This window comes from Variovorax sp. LG9.2, assembly GCF_035018885.1.
GTDB lineage: Bacteria > Pseudomonadota > Gammaproteobacteria > Burkholderiales > Burkholderiaceae_C > Variovorax.
Genome location: NZ_JASJXB010000017.1, coordinates 47,602 through 64,354 on the forward strand (window position 1 = coordinate 47,602; position 16,753 = coordinate 64,354).

Here is a 16,753-nt window from a genome sequence, read left to right on the forward strand (position 1 = left end):
GGCTTCCAAGCCCCCTCACAACCTCTGCGAACACTTTATGACCACAACGACGCCCACGACCGCAGCGACACCTATCAAAACTTTCGAATACGACCATCCCGATCGTGACGTCGCCGCTTTCAAACGCGCTGTTGCGAACAAACTGATCTACGCGGTCGGCAAAGACCCAGTCGCGGCCAGCCAGGACGACTGGCTCAACGCTACCGCGTTGGCCGTGCGAGACCAACTGGTCGAACGCTGGATGACCACGACCCGTGCGCAGTACCAGCAAGACGTGAAGCGCGTGTACTACCTCTCGATGGAGTTTTTGATCGGGCGCACGTTCACGAACGCGCTGCTGGCGGTCGACCTCTACGACACCGTGCGCGAAGCGCTGGCCGACTTCGGCGTCGACATGTCGGCGCTGGCCGAACGCGAGCCCGATGCGGCGCTCGGCAACGGTGGCCTCGGCCGCCTGGCCGCGTGTTTTCTCGACTCGATGGCGACGCTCGGCGTTCCCGGCATGGGCTACGGCATTCGCTACGAATACGGCATGTTCCGCCAGCGCATCGTCGACGGCCAGCAAGTGGAGACGCCCGACTACTGGCTCACACGCGGCAACCCGTGGGAGTTCCAGCGGCCCGAGGTCAACTACCGCGTGCGCTTCGGCGGCCATGTGCAAAAGCGTGAGGGCAACAACGCGCCCTACGGCGCTGCCGACTGGGTCGACACGCACGACGTGCTGGCCGTGGCCTACGACACCATCATTCCCGGCTACGGCACGCAAGCGACAAACACGCTGCGCCTGTGGTCGGCCCGTGCCACCGAAGAGATCGACCTGTCTGCCTTCAACAAGGGCAACTACATGGTCGCGGTCGAGAGCAAGAACCAGTCGGAGAACGTTTCTCGCGTGCTGTACCCCGATGACTCGACAACGTCGGGCCGCGAGCTGCGGCTGCATCAGGAGTACTTTTTCTGCAGCGCCAGCGTGCAGGACTTGCTGCGCCGCTATCTGCGCAACCACACCACCTTCGACCAGCTGGGCGACAAAGTCAGCATCCACCTGAACGACACGCACCCAGTGCTCGCGGTGCCCGAGATGATGCGGTTGCTGCTCGACGAGCACAACCTCGACTGGGACACGGCATGGGCTGCCACGCAAAAGGTCTTCAGCTACACCAACCACACGCTGATGCACGAGGCGCTGGAGACCTGGCCGGTCGAGATGATGGGTCGCATCCTGCCGCGACATCTTCAGATCATCTATGACATGAACGCGAAGTTTCTCGCGACCGTGACGCAGAAGGTCGGCAACGATGTCGAGCTGCTTCGCCGCTTGTCGCTGGTCGACGAGTCGGGCGAGCGGCGCGTGCGCATGGCGTACGTCGCGGTGCTGGCGAGCCACTCGATCAACGGCGTGTCGGGCCTGCATTCGGAGCTGATGAAGCAATCGATTTTTGCCGACTTCAACCGCATCTTTCCGGAGCGCTTCAACAACAAGACCAACGGCGTGACGCCGCGGCGCTGGCTGGCGCAGGCGAATCCGTCGCTCGCCGCACTGCTCGACCAGCGCATCGGCAAGGGCTGGCGCCGCGACCTGATGCAGCTCGAAGCGTTGAAGCCGATGGCGGCACAACCCGCCTTCGCACGTGCGTTCCGGCATGCAAAGCGCGAGAACAAGTTGCGCCTGGCCAACTGGATCGAGCAGCACATGGGCGTGGTGATCGACACCGACGCAATGTTCGACGTACAGGTCAAACGCATCCACGAATACAAGCGCCAGTTGCTTAACGTGCTGCACGTCATCACGCGCTACCAGCGCATCCTCGACGCGCACGCGGCGGGCGGACCGATCGACATCGTGCCGCGCGTGGTGGTGTTCGCGGGCAAGGCGGCGTCGGCCTATGTAGTTGCCAAGATGGTGATTCGGCTCATCAACGACGTGGCAGCAGTCATCAACAACGACCCACGCGTCGGCAAGTTGCTGAAGGTCGTTTTCTTGCCAAACTACAGCGTGAGCCTGGCCGAGATCATCATGCCGGCGGCCGATTTGTCAGAGCAGATTTCAACCGCCGGCACCGAGGCTTCGGGCACCGGCAACATGAAGTTCGCGCTCAACGGCGCACTGACCATCGGCACGCTCGACGGCGCCAATGTCGAGATGCGCGACAACGTCGGCGCAGAGAACATTTTCATCTTCGGCAACACCACGCCGGAGGTTGCGGACATCCGCTTGCATGGCTACCAGCCGCGCGACATCTACGGCGCCAACCCCGAGTTACAGCGCGTGCTGGACGCGGTGCGCGACGGCGCGTTCTCTCCCGGCGAGCCTTCGCGCTACCAAGGCATCTACGACTCATTGGTGAACTGGGGCGACCACTATCTGCTCTTGGCCGACTACGCCAGCTACATCGAGGCGCAAGGCAAGGTCGATGCGCTGTACCGCGATGCGGATGCGTGGACGCGGATGGCGATCCTTAACGTGGCGGGCATGGGCGCGTTTTCGTCGGACCGGACCATTGCCGAATACGCGCACGACATCTGGCATACGAAGCCGGTGGTGCTTTGAACGTCTGAGCCTCCGCGTGCCATCGGCCCTTGAGGCCGATGGCTTCGCGTCAGCGCGCGGGCTGCGTTGGCGCTTCGGTCACGAAGCCGATGCGGCTCAAGCCCGCCTTGTTCGCGATGCCCATGAGCTCGACGATCTTGCCGTACGGAACCGTATGGTCGGCACGCAGTTGCACCTCGGTGTCGCGGCTGTTGGCGGCGGCTTTTTGCAAGCGACTCGCGAGTTCGTCATCGCTCACCGCCTGGTCGTTCAAGAACACCTTGCCGGCCGCGTCGACCGACAGACTCACGAACTTGGGCGTGTCGTTCGGTTGGCCGGCATCGGTTTGCGGCAGATCGAGCTTGATCGAACTGGCCATCAGCGGCGCGGTGATGATGAAGATCACCAACAGCACGAGCATGACATCGACCAGCGGCGTCACGTTGATGTCGGAGAGCGGACGTTGCCCGCCGGTGCCACCGTGGCTGCTTCCGAGCGAAATGCGACCAAAGGCCATTTGCGTATTCCGCGGGTCAGGCGACAGGCATCGGCCGCGCCGGCGGCAACGTTTCGTCGCGCCGGGCTACCACGCCGCCAAAGGTGCCGAGCAGGTCGTGCGCAAAGCCTTCGAGCTCGGCCTCGATGCGGCCGATCACACGACCGAACACGTTGTAGGCCAGCACGGCCGGGATCGCCACCGCGAGGCCGAAAGCCGTCATCACCAGCGCCTCGCCGACCGGACCCGCCACCTTGTCGATCGTGAAGCCACCGGTCTGCCCAGCAATACCGGACAGCGCCCGGTAGATGCCCCAGACGGTGCCGAGCAGGCCGACGAAGGGCGCCGTGGCGCCGACGGTCGCCAGCAGGATCTGGCCCGACTGCAGTCGGCGAAGCGAACCATGCAGTGCGTCGCGCAGCACGCGTGTGAGCCGCTGCGACCGATCACCAGCCGCGCCGAGCGTAGTGCTGCTCGTTGCAGTCGCAACAGCCAGGTTTTTGACAGCCGTTACCGCAGGCAACACCAGCGCCGTACGATCGAGCGACTTGAGGTTCTGCTCTGCCTCGGCCAGCGTGGTGGCCTGCCAGAACGCGGCGATGCTACGCAGCACGCTGCGGGTGCCGCTGCGCAACAACCAGGCTTTCAGCAGGATAACGACCCAGCTCGACACCGACATCGCGAGCAACAGCGCCGCCACCGCGCGGCTGACGCCATCGCCCTGGGTCAGCAGCTCGAGAACGCTCACCCGATGCCTTCTAGCGCAGGCCGAGCACGTCGAACATGTCGAACAATCCAGCCTTTTGCTGCGCAAGGAACTGCACAGCGCGGAAGCTGCCTTGCGCGTAAGTGGCGCGGCTGGCCGACTTGTGGGTGATCTCGATGCGCTCGCCAGTGCCGGCGAAGAGCACGGTGTGGTCGCCGACGATGTCGCCGCCGCGGATACTGGCAAATCCGATGGTGGACGGGTCGCGCTCACCGGTCAGGCCTTCGCGGCTGTAGACGGCGCATTCCTTCAAGTCGCGACCCAGCGCGTCGGCGATCACTTCGCCCATCTTCAGCGCGGTGCCGGACGGCGCATCGACCTTGTGGCGATGGTGTGCCTCGATGATCTCGATGTCGTAGCCGGTCGAAAGTGCCTTCGCCGCCATTTCGAGCAGCTTCAAGGTGACGTTGACGCCGACGCTCATGTTGGGCGCCATGACGATCGCGATGTCCTCGGCGATCTTGGCGATCTCCGCTTTTTGCGCGTCGGTGAAACCTGTCGTGCCGATGACCGCTTGCACACCGAGTTCGCGGCAGACCGCGAGGTGCGCCAAGGTGCCTTCAGGCCGCGTGAAGTCGATCAGCACCTGGGCATCTTTGAGCCCATTGCGCAGATCAGAGACGATCGGCACGCCGCTCGCAAAACCGAGAAACGCGCCGGCGTCGGTGCCGAGGGCTTCGGAGCCCGGCACATCCAGCGCGCCGGCCAGTTCGAGGTCAGGCGCGTTGCGCACGCCCTCGATGAGCATGCGGCCCATGCGACCAGAGGCGCCAGCTATCGCGATACGCCGCATGTCAGCGGGTGGTGGTGGATTCGAGCGGCGGGTAGCTCGGCGGCAGCGGAGCCAGCGAAGCGGCAGATGCGTCAGGCTTGATGCTCTTGTCCGGCACGAACTTGCTGAGTTGGTCTTCACTGGCTTCGAGCACGGGCACCTTGCCGCTGCGCTTGCGGGCATCGACAGCCGCCACGAATTCTTCTTCGCTCGGCATGGTGTCGCCGTCGAAGCGGTCGAGTACCTCGCCCTTGAAGTAAACAGTCAGGTGGCGCTGCTGAGCGTCGACGCCTTGCCGACGAATGGTGAAGACGTAGTCCCAACGATCGACATGGAACACGTCGGTCAGCAGCGAGGTGCCGAGTACTTCGCGCACTTGCTGTCGCGACATGCCAGGCTTCAGCTGCTCGACCTGCTCTTTGGAGACGAAGTTGCCCTGGACCACATCGACCTTGTAGGGCGTGACAGCGCTCAACGCATCGCGGGTTCGCGTGCCGAGGTTGGTGCAAGCGCCCAGACAGAGGCTCGCGGCGACGCTGGCGATAAGCCAGACGCGGCTTTTTGAATTGGCAAGCATGGGGGAAAAGGGTAGCGATATGATCGGCGCATTGTAGCGGCTGGCCCCCGGCGGACCCCGTTCCGTACGGCCCACGCAGGAACGACCATGGCCAACATCGACGAACTCAAGAACACCGGCCTGAAGGCCACCTTGCCGCGCCTGAAGATTCTCGAGATCTTCCAGACCGGCGGCCTGCGGCACATGACGGCCGAAGACGTCTTTCGCATTTTGCTCAACGAGCACTCCGACATCGGCCTGGCCACGGTTTACCGCGTGCTGACCCAGTTCGAACAAGCCGGAATCCTGGAGCGCAGCCACTTCGAAAGCGGCAAAGCCGTCTATGAGCTTAATGAAGGCAAGCACCACGACCATTTGATCTGCACATCGTGCGGAAAGGTCGAGGAGTTCTACGACGCCGAGATCGAGCGGCGCCAGCAAATGATCTCTCTCGACAAAGGCTGGATTCTGCAAGACCACGCCATGTCGCTGTACGGCCTTTGCGCCGACTGCGCCAGCCGACGCTAGTCCTGACGGCCCGACTCCATCGCCCTGTGGTGCCGCTCCACGAATTCGGCATAGGTGTCGATGCCGCGCAGCTGCAAAATTGAATTGCGCACCGCCGCCTCGACCAGTACTGCAATGTTGCGCCCTGCCACCACCTGGATGATGACCTTGCGCACCGCGATGCCCAGCACATCTTGCGTCAGCGGAGCCGAGGGCATGCGCTCGTAGTCGCGCTCGAAGCTGTCGCGGCGCACCAGATGCACGATGAGCTTGAGCCGCATCTTCCGGCGCACAGCCGTCTCACCGAAGATCGCGCGAATGTCCAACAGGCCGATGCCGCGCACTTCAAGCAGGTTCTGCAGCAAGTCGGGGCAGCGGCCTTCGAGCGTGTTCTGGTTGATCCGGTAGAGATCGACGGCGTCGTCGGCCACCAGACCATTGCCACGGGAAATCAACTCCAGGCCCAGCTCGCTTTTGCCGAGGCCCGACTCGCCGGTGATCATCACGCCGAGCCCCAGGATGTCCATGAAAACGCCGTGCATCGACGTGCGCTCTGCAAAATGCTTGGACAGGTAGGCGCGCAGCAGATCGATGACGAAGGCCGAGGATTCGCGCGTGGCAAAGAGCGGCAACTGGGCGCGCTCGCAGATCGACAGGAGTTCGTCCGGCGCGCTCTGGGCATCGGCCAGCACCAGCATCGGCGGCTCCAGTGTCACGATGCGGCCGATCCGGCGGGCGCAGTCTTCGGGCGTTCCGCGCGTCAGGTAGGCGACCTCGCGGGCGCCGAGGATCTGCACACGGTAAGGATGGATGTAGTTGAGGTAGCCGACCAGGTCTGCCGCTGACTGCGCGCGGCTGATGACCTCGATGTCGAACTGGCGCTCCGAGGCTCCCAGTCCCGCCAGCCACTCCCAGCGAAGCGAGCCGCGAAACTCCTCGAACATCGCATCGGCGCTGATGACGGTCGGCTTCATGCGCGCGACCGTCCTGCTGCCGATGCGTTCAAGCCACCTGCGCCGACTGCCATCCTGCGATGAGTGCGTGCAAGACGGATGCGTCGGTGCTCGACTTGATCTTCTCGCGCAAAGCGGCATCGCTCAACAGCTCGGCAATTTCAGAGAGGATCTCGAGGTGTTTCTGCGTCGCCGCTTCGGGCACCAGCAAAAAGATGAGAAGCACGACCGGCTGTTCGTCCGGTGCGTCGAAACCGATCGCATTGGCCAGCTGGAACACCGCCGCCATCGGCGACTTGAGTCCCTTGATGCGGCCATGCGGAATCGCGACCCCATGACCCAAGCCGGTTGAGCCAAGCCGTTCGCGGGCAAAGAGGCTGTCGGTGATGAGGGCTCGGCCTAATCCGTGGAGGTTTTCGAACAGCAAGCCGGCTTCTTCGAAAGCACGTTTTTTGCTGGTGGCGTCAACGCTCACGAGCACTTGGGCGGGTGGCAGGATGGACGCGAGGCGATTCATTGTGGGGCAGGGCGGGGGCGATTATGCACTGGCCCCGAAAAAAGCAAAGGGCCGCTAGATTGGCGGTCCTCGATCATGCAAGAGGATTTACCCAAAGGAGAACTACATCACACGTTTAGGCGCTTCATGATGATGATCTTGCAGACGGTCTTTGTGGCGCACCACCTGGCGGTCGAGCTTGTCGACCAATTCATCGACAGCGGCGTACAGATCAGCGTTACTGCACTCGGCGAACATGTCGCTGCCCTTGACGTGAATGTTGCACTCTGCCTTTTGCCGGCGTTCCTTTTCCTTCTGCTTTTCCACCGTGAGGATCACCTTCACATCGACCACTTGGTCGAAGTGCCGGGTGATCCTGTCCAGCTTGCTCGTGACATAACTTCGCAATGCGGGAGTGACGTCGAGGTGATGGCCGCTGATCGTCAGATTCATGAATGACCTCCTGGGAAACGTTGCAGAAATGGCCAGCATTCCGGGATGGAAAGTGGCCGGCGGAAACGGAATGGCACCGGTACAGAAACGGGAGGATTGCTGGGGAGTGAGGTGGAGCCCGAGGCAGAAAGAGGGTGGGTTCGATTCACTATGCCCACGTTGCCGAGGCATTGCAATCCCTCTCTTTCCCCAACATTTGGGGTGACTTTGGGGACACATTTGTGCGCTATCTAATTCATAGCAGTCCGTGTGCGCCCGCATTGGTCGGCGATTCGATTCAGCCGCAAATCAAAGCCCGGTCGTCGTTACATCGCCATGCCGCCGGCAGGGGATCAGCGCCAGCTCGCCCGCATCCGGCTCAGCAAATCGATGGTCGCGGCGGGTGGCGGCACCGCGGGCGCCCTCGCAGGCGGTGCCGGCCATGTCACCTGCTCGAACCGTGCCGTGTCGGCCGCGGTAATGAAGCGAGTGCGCCCGGCGTAAAGATGGCGATCTCCCCTTACGGCCTGCTGCGTGACATAAAAGCGCTGCGGCACGAGCAGGTGCAAATGGTCGCGCGCCCGCGTCATGGCAACGTAAAGCAACCGCCGCTCTTCCTCGAGCTCCTGCGCGCCCTGAGCGACGTCGGCCGGCATGCAGCCATCGACCACATTGAGCACGTGAACCGAGTTCCATTCCTGGCCTTTGGCCGAGTGGATGGTCGACAGGATCAGATAGTCCTCGTCGAGCAGCGGTGGCCCAGAGCGATCGCTCGTGGCCTCGGGCGGATCGAGCGTGAGCTCGGTCAAAAATCGCTCGCGCGAGGCATAACCGGAGGCGAGCCGAGCCAGCTGTTCGACGTCGCCACGTCGCACGCCCGAGGTGTCGTCGTGCAGCCGTTCGAGGTGCGGGATGTACCAGCGCAATGCGAGTTCCATATCGGCTGGCCAGCTGAGCGACGACTCACGCAAGGCGGCGTACGTTTCGGCAAAGCGTTGCCATTCGACCTGCGCTGCAGCGGGCGGCATGAATGCCTTTACCGCGGCGCCGGGGTCGGCGGCCACGTCCATGGCATCGAGCAGGCGTGTTGCTGTCGCCGGCCCGATGCCCGGAATCATCTGCGTCACGCGGAAGCCCGCCATCCGGCCGCGCGGGTTCTCGGCAAAGCGCAGCACCGCGAGGAGGTCTTTGACGTGCGCGGCTTCGAGAAACTTGAGGCCGCCGTATTTGACGAACGGGATGTTGCGCCGCGCCAGTTCGAGCTCCAGCGCCGCACTGTGCGTCGAGGTGCGAAAGAGCACCGCCTGCGACTTGAGCGCGAGCCCGCCCTCACGGTGCGCGAGCACGCGGTCGGCCACCCAGCGCGCTTGCTGCGCTTCGTCGGGCACCAGCACCAGCTGAGGCCGGCCGGCCGAAGCCTTGTCGGTCCACAGCGTCTTGGCATGCCGCTCGGCCGCCTGTGCGATGACGGCGTTCGACACGTCGAGGATCGGCTGCGTGGAGCGGTAGTTGCGTTCCAGCGTGACGATGCGCGCCGGGCGCGTGAACTGCGTCGGAAAGTCGAGGATGTTGCGCACCGTGGCGCCCCGAAACGAATAGATCGATTGCGCGTCGTCGCCGACCACTGTCACGCCACGGCCATCGGGCTTGAGCGCCATCAGAATCGACGCCTGCAAGCGGTTCGTGTCCTGGTACTCGTCGACCAGCACGTGGTCGAAACGCGCGCCGACCTGCGCAGCCAACGTGGGCTCCGCGACCATGCCGGCCCAGTACAACAGCAGGTCGTCGTAGTCGAGCACGTTCTGCTGCTGCTTGGCCTCGACATAAGCGCCGAACAAGCGCTTGAGTTCGACCTCCCATTCGGCACACCACGGAAACGCCTGCTCCAGCACGTCGCCCAGCGAGGCACAGGTGTTGACGGTGCGAGAGTAGATCGACAGGCAGGTGCCCTTGTGCGGAAAGCGTCGGGTGCTGCTCGACAACCCGAGTTCATGCCGGACCCAACCCATCAGGTCTTCCGCATCGCCGCGATCGTGGATGGTGAAGTTGTCGTTCAGTCCGATGTGCGCCGCGTATTCGCGCAACAGTCGCGCGCCGATGCCGTGAAAGGTGCCGGCCCAAGGCAACGCCGGCGGCACCTCCGACTTGAGTGCGAACACCCGTGCCACGACCTGGCCGGCGCGGCGCTCCATCTCTTGCGCGGCACGACGTGAAAACGTCAGCAGCAGGATGCGCTGCGGATCGGTGCCTTGCGCGATGAGCCGCGCCACGCGGTGCGCGAGCGTGCTGGTCTTGCCCGAGCCGGCACCGGCGATAACCAGCAGTGGTCGGTCGTCGCAAGCAGGTTCGCCAAATGCCGCATAGACACCGTGCTCGACCGCTGCCCGCTGTTCATCGTTCAGGTCGGTCAGCGCCGCAGCGAGCCGCTCTGCCTGCGTGGTCGGTACCGCGCCATGCGCTGAAAGATGCGGAGGGAGAAGGGTCGGCGCCACGGTCTGCATTGGCGCAATTTTACTGGATGCCCATCCAGATGCGTGACCGTTACATGACGGGCCCGGTGACATAATTCGCGCCTTGCTGTAACCGGAGACTCCGCCTTGGAAACCTACCCGTCTTGGCAGCTTTCGGTTCCCGTTTGACGCGCGTGTCGATCGAGGGATTCGGAAGCGCCCCGCCCTCGTTCAACCGCACAGTCCATCCACGGGAGTGAGCCCATGCTCAATATCTTTACGCTCGCCAACGGGCGCCTCGTCCAGGAAGAAATCGAGTCGCTCGAAGAGCTGTCGAAATTCCAGCCGATCTGGGTCGACCTAGAGTCGCCATCGGTCGACGAAAAGCGCTGGATCAAACAGTATTACGGCCTCTCCATCCCCGAAGACGCGATGGACGAGGACATTGAAGAGTCGGCCCGCTTCTACGAAGAAGACAACGGCGAACTGCATATTCGCAGCGACTTTTTGATCGATGACGACGAAGACCCGCGCTCGGTGCGCGTCGCCTTCATCCTGAACCAGCACAACAGCGAGTTGCGCAGCCGCGGCGTGCTGTTCTCGATACACGACGAAGACGTGCCGGTGTTCCGCTTGCTGCGCATGCGCGCGCGCCGCGCACCGGGGCTGATCGAAGACGCCAAGGAAGTGCTGCTGAAACTGTTCGACGCCGACGCCGAATACTCCGCCGACACACTGGAAAACATCTACGACGAACTGAAGAAAGTCAGCGAACAGGTGCTGGCCGGCAAGATGACCGACGACCTGGCAAGCGAAGTGCTTGGCGAGATCGCACGCCACGAAGACCTGAACAGCCGCATTCGGCGCAACGTGATGGACACGCGCCGCGCGGTCAGCTTCATGATGCGCAGCAAGATGCTGAACGCCGAGCAATTCGAAGAAGCGCGGCAGATCCTGCGCGACATCGAGTCGCTCGACAACCACACCGCGTTCCTGTTCGACAAGATCAACTTCCTGATGGATGCGACCGTCGGTTTCATCAACATCAACCAGAACAAGATCATCAAGATTTTTTCCGTGGCGAGCGTGGCGCTGCTGCCGCCGACACTGGTGGCCAGCATCTACGGCATGAACATGAAGTTCCCGGAACTGGAATGGCTCGGCCCCACGCTCAGCTACCCCTATGTCGTGGCTTTCATGATCGCCAGTGCCCTGGGACCGATGTGGTACTTCGGGCGCAAGGGCTGGTTGAGTTGAGCTCGCCCCCAGGTCGCTGCGCACTTCGTGTCGCCGCTCCCACCCCCTGACCGGGGGCAACACCAGCGGCCGGGCGAGCCGGTGCTGCGGTGTTCCTGAACTGATACCGGGACGTTAGTCGAGCAAGGGGAGCAGGGCGCCGATCAGGGCTCTGGCTTGCTTGCCGGCGACTTGGGAGAGGTACGCGGGGAAGTCGACGTGGGCCGTTTCGTCGGCGCGATCGGAGATGTTTCTTACTGCGGCGAAGGGGATGGCGTAGTCGTGGCAGACCTGGGCTACCGCTGCGCCCTCCATGTCTACGGCGAGGGCTTCGGGGAGGTCGCGCTGCAGGGTCAGCGCTTCATGCGCGGCTGAAACGAAGCGGTCGCCGCTGACCAGCAATCCTTTGTGGATGCGCATGCCGCCGAGGCTGAAGCGGGCGCGTGTCGCGGCGTCGAACACGCCGGTCGAGACGGCGCCTGCGGCCATCGCGAGCAGGTCGACCAACTCTTCGTCGGCGGCGAAGCGCGAACGGCCGTAGAGCGGCACCTCGTGGCGCGGGAACAGTGGCGATGCATCCATGTCGTGCTGCAGAAACGCTGTGCCGATGACGGTGTCGCCGACCCGCACGTCTGGGTGCAAACCGCCGGCCACACCGGTGAACACGATACGTCGAACACCGAAGCGTTCGATCAGCGCCGTCGCCGTGGTTGCCGCGGCGACCTTGCCGATGCGCGACAGCGCCAGCACCACCGGCTTGCCGTGCCAGCGGCCGGTGTGGAAATCGCGGCCCGCATGCCGGACATGCATCGCTTCTTCGAGCTGCTCGCGCAGGCCGTGCTGCTCTTCGGGCAGCGCACTCAGGATGGCCGTCGGCATCAGAGCACCCCGACGTTCGCGGTCGCTTCCGCCGTGGCTTGCGCCATCACTTCATGTCGACGCCATAGAAAGTGTGACGGCCGAAGGGGCTCAGCTTGAAGTCGACGACTTCCTTGCGTACCGGCTTCAACTGCACGGCGTGGGCGATGGTGAACCAAGGTGCTTGTTCCTTGAAAATGACCTGTGCCTTTTTATAGAGCGCGTCGCGATCGGCCTGCTTGGGCACGTTCTTGGCTTTGACCACCAGGTCTTCGTAGGGCTGATAGCAGAACTTGGCGACGTTGGAACCGTTCGACTGCGCCGATGCGCAACCCAGCAGCGTGTACATGAAGTTGTCCGGATCGCCGTTGTCGCCCGTCCAGCCGAGCATGCCCATCTGGTGCTCGCCGGCCTGCATGCGCTTCCTGTACTCACCCCATTCGAAGGTCTTGATCTCGGCCTTGACGCCGATCTTGGCAAGGTCGGCCTGCATCAGTTCGGCGATGCGCTTGGCGTTCGGGTTGTAGGGGCGCTGCACCGGCATGGCCCACAGGTCGGTCGTGAAGCCGTTGGCGAGACCGGCTTCGGCCAGCAGCTTCTTGGCAGCAGCGGGATCGTAGGGATCGTCCTTGACCGCATCGTTGTAAGACCACATGGTCGGCGGAATCGGGTTCTTGGCGGCGACGCCGGTCGTCAGGTAGACGCCGTCGATGATCGCCTTCTTGTCGATCGCCATGTTGATGGCCTTGCGCACGCGCACGTCGTCGAACGGCTTCTTGGTCGTGTTGTACGCAAGGTAGCCGACGTTGAGGCCTGCCTGCTCCAGCACCTGCACGTTCGGGTCCTTGCGGATCGCATCGAGGTCGGCCGGATTCGGATACGGCATCACATGGCACTCCCCTTTTTGCAGCTTGGCCCAGCGCACCGACGCATCGGGCGTGATCGAGAAGATCAGGTCGTCGATCTTTGCCTTGCCGCCCCAATATTGCGGGAACGCCTTGAAGCGGACGATGGCGTCTTTCTGGTACTGAACCAGGTAGAACGGGCCGGTGCCGATTGGGTCCTGGTCGATCTTTTCAGGCGTGCCGGCCTTCAGCATCGCGATCGCGTATTCCTTCGACTGCACACCGGCGTACGGCATCGCGAGGTTGGCCAGGAACGGCGCCTCGGCCTTGTTCAGCACGATCTTCACCGTGTAGTCATCGATGCGGTCGACCGTCTTCAAAAGCTTGGGCATGCCCATGTCGTTGAAGTACGAGTGGTTCTGGCTCGTGACCTTGAAGTACGGGTCGTTCTCTTTCCACTGTCGCTCGATCGAGAAGATGAAGTCGTCGGCGTTGAAGTCGCGCGTCGGCTTGAAGTTCTTGCTCGTCGTGTGCCACTTCACGCCCTTGCGCAGCTTGAAGGTGTACTCGGTGCCGTCGGGTGAGATGGTCCAGCTCTCGGCCAGACTGGGCAACACCTTGGTGCCGCCGCGCTCGAAGTCGACCACGTTGTTGTAGACCTGTGTGGTCACGTCGAACGAGGTTCCGGTCGTGTTGACTGCCGAGTAGAAATTCTCGGGGCTGCCTTCGGAACAGAAGACCAGTGTCTTGGCGGCCGCAGCGCCGCAAGTGAGGGCAAAGGCCATCGGCAGCAGCACCGATGCGAGACGAACATTCTTCATGGGATCTCCTTCTCAAAAAACTGAACGACAAAACGGGTCACGAAGTGACGTGGTGACTCAGCGAATTCAGAACGCCATCGGCGAGCGCGCGATCTGCACCGCGACCGGCCCATCGATGAACTTCTCGGCATAGTGGCACGCCACCATGCGCTCGTCGAGTGCGCGCAGCAGCGGGCGCTCGATGTGGCAGCGTTCGGTAGCGTGCCCACAGCGCGTGCTGAACACGCAACCGGCCGGAGGATCGAGCGGCGACGGCAACTCACCCTGCAGCACGATGCGCGCGGTCGCGAGCCCCGGCGTGGATGCCAGCAGCGCTTGCGTGTAGGGATGCAGCGGACGCGCAAAGATGCGCGCGTTAGGCCCCTGCTCCACAGCGTGGCCGAGGTACATGACCAGCACATCGTGCGCGATGTGCCGCACCACGCCCAGGTCGTGCGAAATGAAAAGGTATGCGAGCCCGAGCTCGGCCTGCAGGTCCGCCAGCAGATTCAACACCTGCGCCTGGATCGACACGTCGAGCGCCGACACCGGCTCGTCTGCCACCAGCAGCCGCGGCTCCAGCATGAGTGCCCGCGCGATGGCGATGCGCTGCCGCTGGCCGCCGGAGAACATGTGCGGATATCGGTTGGCATGTTCGGGCCGCAGGCCGACACGCGCCAACATGTCGCGCGCCTTGGCGGCACGGTCGGCCTTGCTCAACGCCGTGTTGATGGCGAGCGGGTCTTCTAGTACGGCTGCGATCTTCTTGCGTGGGTTGAGCGAGCCGAATGGGTTCTGGAACACCAACTGCACGGCCTGGCGCAGCTCACGCTTGCGGTCGAGCGGCGGGTCGACCGCGTCGACACCGATCAACGTGAGGCGGCCCGATGTCGGCTTTTCTATCAACGACACCATGCGTGCCAACGTCGACTTGCCGCACCCCGATTCACCGACCACCGCGAGCGTGCGGCCGCGCGCCAGCCTGAACGAAACGCCGCCGACGGCCTGCAATTTCGCAGGCGCACGGAACAACCCGCGCCGCACCTCGTAGACGCGCTTCAGGTCGACCGCCTCGACCACGGTTTCGCTCGACGAGGGTTCGGTCGTCATCGATTTCAAATCGGGCTCGGCGGCGCTCATGACAGCGCCTCGACTGCGCGCGAACGGTCATCCATGATGGCAATCGACCGATCTGCGTCGCCCAACGGAAAGTGGCAACGCACCTGTGCGTCCTGAAACGCTTGCAACGCCGGCCGCACCGCGCAAGCGTTGGCCGTCGCGTCGACGCAGCGCGGCGAAAAAAGGCAGCCCGCAGGGCGGTCGTGCACGCCGGGCACCATGCCAGCGATCGTGGCGAGCCGACCTTCCGGCGCAGCGCGTTCCGGCAACGCCGCCAGCAATGCCTCGGTGTACGGATGTTGCGGGGTGCTGAAGAGTCGGTCGACGCGCTGCTCTTCCATCACCTGGCCCGCATACATGACCGCCACGCGCTGCGCCATGTCGGCCACCACGCCCATGTTGTGCGTGATGAGCACCAGCGCCATGCCGCGCTCTTTTTGCAGGTTGCGCAGCAGGTCGAGGATCTGCGCCTGGATGGTCACGTCGAGCGCGGTGGTCGGCTCGTCGGCAATCAGCAAGCGAGGGTTGCAGGCGATCGCCATCGCGATCATCACGCGCTGGTTCATGCCACCCGAGAGCTGATGCGGGTAGCTGTCGATGCGCGTCGCCGCCGCCGGAATGCCGACCTGTTCGAGCAGCTCGATGGCGCGTGTCTTGGCTGCACGCTTGTCGAGCTTCAGATGCAGCCGCAAGGTTTCCATCAGCTGGAAGCCGACAGTGAAGCAGGGGTTGAGGCTGGTCGTCGGGTCCTGAAAGATCATCGCGACATCCTTGCCGACCAGGTTGCGGCGCGCCTTGTCGGAGATGCCGAGCAGGTCGTTGCCGGCAAAGCGCATGTGCGCCGCCTGCACGCGGCCGGGGTAGGCGATGAGGCCCATCAGCGCCATCATCGTGACGCTCTTGCCCGAGCCCGATTCGCCGACGATGCCGAGTACCTCGCCTTCGTCGACCGTCAGGCTCACGCCGTCGACGGCATGCAGCACGCCGCCCTGCGTGGGGAAGTCGACGTGCAACTCTTTGATGTCGAGCAGGCTCATCGTTTCAACTTCGGGTCGAGCGCATCGCGCAGCCCGTCGCCCAGCAGGTTGAAGGCGAGCACAGCGATCAGGATCGCCAGCCCCGGAAACGTCACGACCCACCACGCGCGCAACACGAACTCACGCGCGTCGGCCAGCATCGTTCCCCACTCGGGCGATGGCGGCTGCGCACCGAGGCCGAGAAAGCCGAGCGCCGCCGCATCGAGGATGGCCGTCGAGACGCCGAGAGACGCCTGCACGATCAGCGGCGCCGCGCAGTTGGGCAGCACCTCGCTGAACATGAGCCGCAAGGTACTGGCACCGCTGACGCGTGCCGCCGTCACGTAGTCGCGCGAAACTTCGGTGATGACCGCCGCCCGCGTGATGCGCACGTAATGCGGCAGCACGACGATCGCCACCGCGAGCATCGCGTTGACGAGCCCCGGCCCAAGAATCGCCACCACCACGATGGCCAGCAGCAGGCTCGGCAAGGTCAGCACGATGTCCATCGCCCGCATGATCGCGATCTCGACGACGCCACGAAAGAAGCCCGCGATGAGGCCGAGTGAGACGCCCACGATCACCGACATCGCCACCACCGCGATGCCGATCGACAACGACAGGCGCGCGCCGAACATGAGGCGCGACAGGATGTCGCGGCCGATGGCGTCGGTGCCGAGGAAGTACGTGATGGAGCCACCCTGCTGCCAGAACGGTGGCCGCAAGAATGCGGCGCTGTTCGTGAGGTTGGGCGCGTGCGGTGCGATCAGCGGAGCCGCCAAGGCAACGAACAACAGTACGACGATGACGACGAGCCCCATCACAGCGCCCCGGTTCGCCGAGAACGCGGCCCAGAACTCGCGCCATGGCCCGGGCGGTGCGGTCATCACGAGGATGGGCGAAGAAGAGGTGGACAAGGCCATG

Annotated in this window: 16 protein-coding genes; 3 read left to right on the top strand and 13 right to left on the bottom strand. The window is 63.7% G+C overall.

Annotated features, from left to right (window positions below):
• Positions 1-37: 37 nt before the first annotated feature.
• Positions 38-2,548, top strand: a complete 2,511-nt coding sequence (locus tag QN413_RS17415; protein WP_323497831.1) for a glycogen/starch/alpha-glucan phosphorylase — start codon at positions 38-40, stop codon at positions 2,546-2,548.
• 49 nt (positions 2,549-2,597) lie between these two features.
• On the opposite strand, the gene QN413_RS17420 is transcribed toward QN413_RS17415, so the two are convergent.
• The 4 genes from QN413_RS17420 to QN413_RS17435 are packed head-to-tail and all read right to left on the bottom strand — an operon-like array spanning position 2,598 to position 5,138.
• Complete coding sequence (locus QN413_RS17420) at positions 2,598-3,044, bottom strand: biopolymer transporter ExbD (RefSeq protein ID WP_323497832.1); 447 nt, start codon at positions 3,042-3,044, stop codon at positions 2,598-2,600.
• Between the two features lie 16 nt (positions 3,045-3,060).
• On the bottom strand, positions 3,061-3,771 hold the full coding sequence (locus QN413_RS17425; protein WP_323497833.1) for a MotA/TolQ/ExbB proton channel family protein: 711 nt from the start codon (positions 3,769-3,771) through the stop codon (positions 3,061-3,063).
• A gap of 10 nt (positions 3,772-3,781) precedes the next feature.
• A complete protein-coding gene (gene dapB, locus QN413_RS17430; protein WP_323497834.1) occupies positions 3,782-4,582 on the bottom strand; it encodes a 4-hydroxy-tetrahydrodipicolinate reductase in 801 nt (266 codons plus the stop codon).
• Position 4,583: 1 nt separating this feature from the next.
• The gene (locus tag QN413_RS17435; protein WP_323497835.1) at positions 4,584-5,138 is read right to left on the bottom strand and encodes an outer membrane protein assembly factor BamE; all 555 of its coding nucleotides are present in this window, start codon (positions 5,136-5,138) and stop codon (positions 4,584-4,586) included.
• A gap of 87 nt (positions 5,139-5,225) precedes the next feature.
• Between QN413_RS17435 and fur the strand changes: the two genes are divergently transcribed.
• On the top strand, positions 5,226-5,645 hold the full coding sequence (gene fur / locus QN413_RS17440; protein ID WP_187053448.1) for a ferric iron uptake transcriptional regulator: 420 nt from the start codon (positions 5,226-5,228) through the stop codon (positions 5,643-5,645).
• On the opposite strand, the gene hprK is transcribed toward fur, so the two are convergent.
• The 4 genes from hprK to QN413_RS17460 form a co-directional block, all read right to left on the bottom strand.
• Positions 5,642-6,598, bottom strand: a complete 957-nt coding sequence (hprK, locus tag QN413_RS17445) for an HPr(Ser) kinase/phosphatase (protein ID WP_187053449.1) — start codon at positions 6,596-6,598, stop codon at positions 5,642-5,644. The two genes, fur and hprK, sit on opposite strands and share 4 nt — an antisense overlap.
• A gap of 28 nt (positions 6,599-6,626) precedes the next feature.
• Positions 6,627-7,094: a PTS sugar transporter subunit IIA gene (locus tag QN413_RS17450; protein WP_187053450.1), complete on the bottom strand. Its 468-nt coding sequence runs from the start codon at positions 7,092-7,094 to the stop codon at positions 6,627-6,629.
• Between the two features lie 102 nt (positions 7,095-7,196).
• The gene (gene hpf, locus QN413_RS17455) at positions 7,197-7,526 is read right to left on the bottom strand and encodes a ribosome hibernation-promoting factor, HPF/YfiA family (protein ID WP_323497836.1); all 330 of its coding nucleotides are present in this window, start codon (positions 7,524-7,526) and stop codon (positions 7,197-7,199) included.
• 332 nt (positions 7,527-7,858) lie between these two features.
• Complete coding sequence (locus tag QN413_RS17460) at positions 7,859-10,006, bottom strand: ATP-dependent helicase (protein ID WP_323497837.1); 2,148 nt, start codon at positions 10,004-10,006, stop codon at positions 7,859-7,861.
• A gap of 213 nt (positions 10,007-10,219) precedes the next feature.
• Between QN413_RS17460 and corA the strand changes: the two genes are divergently transcribed.
• Positions 10,220-11,212, top strand: coding sequence for a magnesium/cobalt transporter CorA (gene corA / locus QN413_RS17465; RefSeq protein ID WP_323497838.1), 993 nt, complete (start codon positions 10,220-10,222; stop codon positions 11,210-11,212).
• Between the two features lie 114 nt (positions 11,213-11,326).
• Here the strand turns inward: corA and QN413_RS17470 are convergent, their stop codons facing one another.
• The 5 genes from QN413_RS17470 to QN413_RS17490 form a co-directional block, all read right to left on the bottom strand.
• A complete protein-coding gene (locus QN413_RS17470) occupies positions 11,327-12,070 on the bottom strand; it encodes a 5'-methylthioadenosine/adenosylhomocysteine nucleosidase (protein ID WP_323497839.1) in 744 nt (247 codons plus the stop codon).
• A gap of 46 nt (positions 12,071-12,116) precedes the next feature.
• Positions 12,117-13,715 (bottom strand): ABC transporter substrate-binding protein, encoded by a 1,599-nt coding sequence (locus QN413_RS17475; RefSeq protein WP_323497840.1) that lies wholly within the window; start codon positions 13,713-13,715, stop codon positions 12,117-12,119.
• A gap of 66 nt (positions 13,716-13,781) precedes the next feature.
• A complete protein-coding gene (locus tag QN413_RS17480; protein WP_323497842.1) occupies positions 13,782-14,834 on the bottom strand; it encodes a peptide ABC transporter ATP-binding protein in 1,053 nt (350 codons plus the stop codon).
• Positions 14,831-15,850 (bottom strand): ABC transporter ATP-binding protein, encoded by a 1,020-nt coding sequence (locus QN413_RS17485; RefSeq protein WP_323497843.1) that lies wholly within the window; start codon positions 15,848-15,850, stop codon positions 14,831-14,833. The genes QN413_RS17480 and QN413_RS17485 overlap by 4 nt, the downstream gene beginning before the upstream one ends.
• Entirely contained in the window at positions 15,847-16,752 is a 906-nt protein-coding gene (locus QN413_RS17490) for an ABC transporter permease subunit (RefSeq protein WP_187053457.1), read from the bottom strand. The genes QN413_RS17485 and QN413_RS17490 overlap by 4 nt, the downstream gene beginning before the upstream one ends.
• Position 16,753 lies beyond the last annotated feature (1 nt).